This window comes from Lelliottia sp. RWM.1, from assembly GCF_016859735.1.
GTDB lineage: Bacteria > Pseudomonadota > Gammaproteobacteria > Enterobacterales > Enterobacteriaceae > Enterobacter.
This window is the reverse complement of sequence record NZ_WLVC01000107.1, coordinates 1-2907: the sequence shown is the minus strand read 5'-3', so window position 1 is coordinate 2907 and position 2907 is coordinate 1. Positions and strand designations below refer to the sequence as shown.

At 51.8% G+C, this 2907-nt stretch carries 1 protein-coding gene; it reads left to right on the top strand.

What is annotated here, in order from left to right; translation table 11 throughout:
- On the top strand, positions 1 to 2873 hold a 2873-nt coding region (locus GF617_RS26655; protein ID WP_104774152.1), incomplete at its 5' end, for a Tn3-like element Tn3 family transposase.
- Between the last annotated feature and the right edge of the window lie 34 nt (positions 2874 to 2907).

The following is a 2907-nucleotide window of genomic DNA, read 5'->3' as shown; positions in this document are numbered from 1 at the left end:
GTGATCACAACCGTCTGGGCATTGCCCTGCAAATTGGATGTGTCCGTTTTCTGGGCACCTTCCTCACCGATATGAATCATATTCCTTCCGGCGTCCGGCATTTTACCGCCAGACAGCTCGGGATTCGTGATATCACCGTTCTTGCAGAATACGGTCAGAGGGAAAATACCCGCCGTGAGCATGCAGCGCTGATACGTCAGCACTATCAGTATCGTGAATTTGCCTGGCCCTGGACATTTCGCCTTACCCGTCTTTTATATACCCGGAGCTGGATAAGCAACGAACGTCCTGGCCTGCTTTTCGATCTGGCGACAGGGTGGCTTATGCAACATCGTATTATTCTCCCCGGAGCCACTACGCTGACCCGGTTGATTTCAGAGGTAAGGGAAAAGGCGACGTTGCGCCTGTGGAACAAACTGGCACTGATACCGTCAGCCGAACAGCGTTCACAGCTGGAGATGCTGCTGGGGCCAACTGATTGCAGCCGCCTGTCTTTACTGGAATCACTGAAAAAGGGCCCTGTGACCATCAGTGGTCCGGCGTTTAATGAAGCAATTGAACGCTGGAAAACTCTGAACGATTTTGGCCTGCATGCTGAAAACCTGAGTACACTCCCGGCTGTGCGCCTGAAAAATCTCGCACGTTATGCTGGTATGACTTCGGTGTTCAATATTGCCAGGATGTCACCGCAGAAAAGGATGGCGGTTCTGGTTGCCTTTGTCCTTGCATGGGAAACGCTGGCGCTGGATGATGCATTGGACGTTCTGGACGCCATGCTGGCCGTTATCATCCGTGACGCCAGAAAGATTGGGCAGAAAAAACGGCTCCGCTCGCTGAAGGATCTGGATAAATCTGCATTGGCGCTCGCCAGCGCATGTTCGTACCTGCTGAAAGAAGAAACACCGGACGAATCGATTCGTGCTGAGGTGTTCAGCTACATCCCAAGGCAAAAGCTGGCTGAAATCATCACGCTTGTCCGTGAAATTGCCCGGCCCTCAGACGATAATTTTCATGAAGAAATGGTGGAGCAGTACGGGCGCGTTCGTCGTTTCCTGCCCCATCTGCTGAATACCGTTAAATTTTCATCCGCACCTGCCGGGGTTACCACTCTGAATGCCTGTGACTACCTCAGCCGGGAGTTCAGCTCACGGCGGCAGTTTTTTGACGACGCACCAACGGAAATTATCAGTCGGTCATGGAAACGGCTGGTGATTAACAAGGAAAAACATATCACCCGCAGGGGATACACGCTCTGCTTTCTCAGTAAACTGCAGGATAGTCTGAGGCGGAGGGATGTCTACGTTACCGGCAGTAACCGGTGGGGAGATCCTCGTGCAAGATTACTACAGGGTGCTGACTGGCAGGCAAACCGGATTAAGGTTTATCGTTCTTTGGGGCACCCGACAGACCCGCAGGAAGCAATAAAATCTCTGGGTCATCAGCTTGATAGTCGTTACAGACAGGTTGCTGCACGTCTTTGCGAAAATGAGGCTGTCGAACTCGATGTTTCTGGCCCGAAGCCCCGGTTGACAATTTCTCCCCTCGCCAGTCTTGATGAGCCGGACAGTCTGAAACGACTGAGCAAAATGATCAGTGATCTACTCCCTCCGGTGGATTTAACGGAGTTGCTGCTCGAAATTAACGCCCATACCGGATTTGCTGATGAGTTTTTCCATGCTAGTGAAGCCAGTGCCAGAGTTGATGATCTGCCCGTCAGCATCAGCGCCGTGCTGATGGCTGAAGCCTGCAATATCGGTCTGGAACCACTGATCAGATCAAATGTTCCTGCACTGACCCGACACCGGCTGAACTGGACAAAAGCGAACTATCTGCGGGCTGAAACTATCACCAGCGCTAATGCCAGACTGGTTGATTTTCAGGCAACGCTGCCACTGGCACAGATATGGGGTGGAGGAGAAGTGGCATCTGCAGATGGAATGCGCTTTGTTACGCCAGTCAGAACAATCAATGCCGGACCGAACCGCAAATACTTTGGTAATAACAGAGGGATCACCTGGTACAACTTTGTGTCCGATCAGTATTCCGGCTTTCATGGCATCGTTATACCGGGGACGCTGAGGGACTCTATCTTTGTGCTGGAAGGTCTTCTGGAACAGGAGACCGGGCTGAATCCAACCGAAATTATGACCGATACAGCAGGTGCCAGCGAACTTGTCTTTGGCCTTTTCTGGCTGCTGGGATACCAGTTTTCTCCACGCCTGGCTGATGCCGGTGCTTCGGTTTTCTGGCGAATGGACCATGATGCCGACTATGGCGTGCTGAATGATATTGCCAGAGGGCAATCAGATCCCCGAAAAATAGTCCTTCAGTGGGACGAAATGATCCGGACCGCTGGCTCCCTGAAGCTGGGCAAAGTACAGGTTTCAGTGCTGGTCCGTTCATTGCTGAAAAGTGAACGTCCTTCCGGACTGACTCAGGCAATCATTGAAGTGGGGCGCATCAACAAAACGCTGTATCTGCTTAATTATATTGATGATGAAGATTACCGCCGGCGCATTCTGACCCAGCTTAATCGGGGAGAAAGTCGCCATGCCGTTGCCAGAGCCATCTGTCACGGTCAAAAAGGTGAGATAAGAAAACGATATACCGACGGTCAGGAAGATCAACTGGGCACACTGGGGCTGGTCACTAACGCCGTCGTGTTATGGAACACTATTTATATGCAGGCAGCCCTGGATCATCTCCGGGCGCAGGGTGAAACACTGAATGATGAAGATATCGCACGCCTCTCCCCGCTTTGCCACGGACATATCAATATGCTCGGCCATTATTCCTTCACGCTGGCAGAACTGGTGACCAAAGGACATCTGAGACCATTAAAAGAGGCGTCAGAGGCAGAAAACGTTGCTTAACGTGAGTTTTCGTTCCACTGAGCGTCAGACCCCT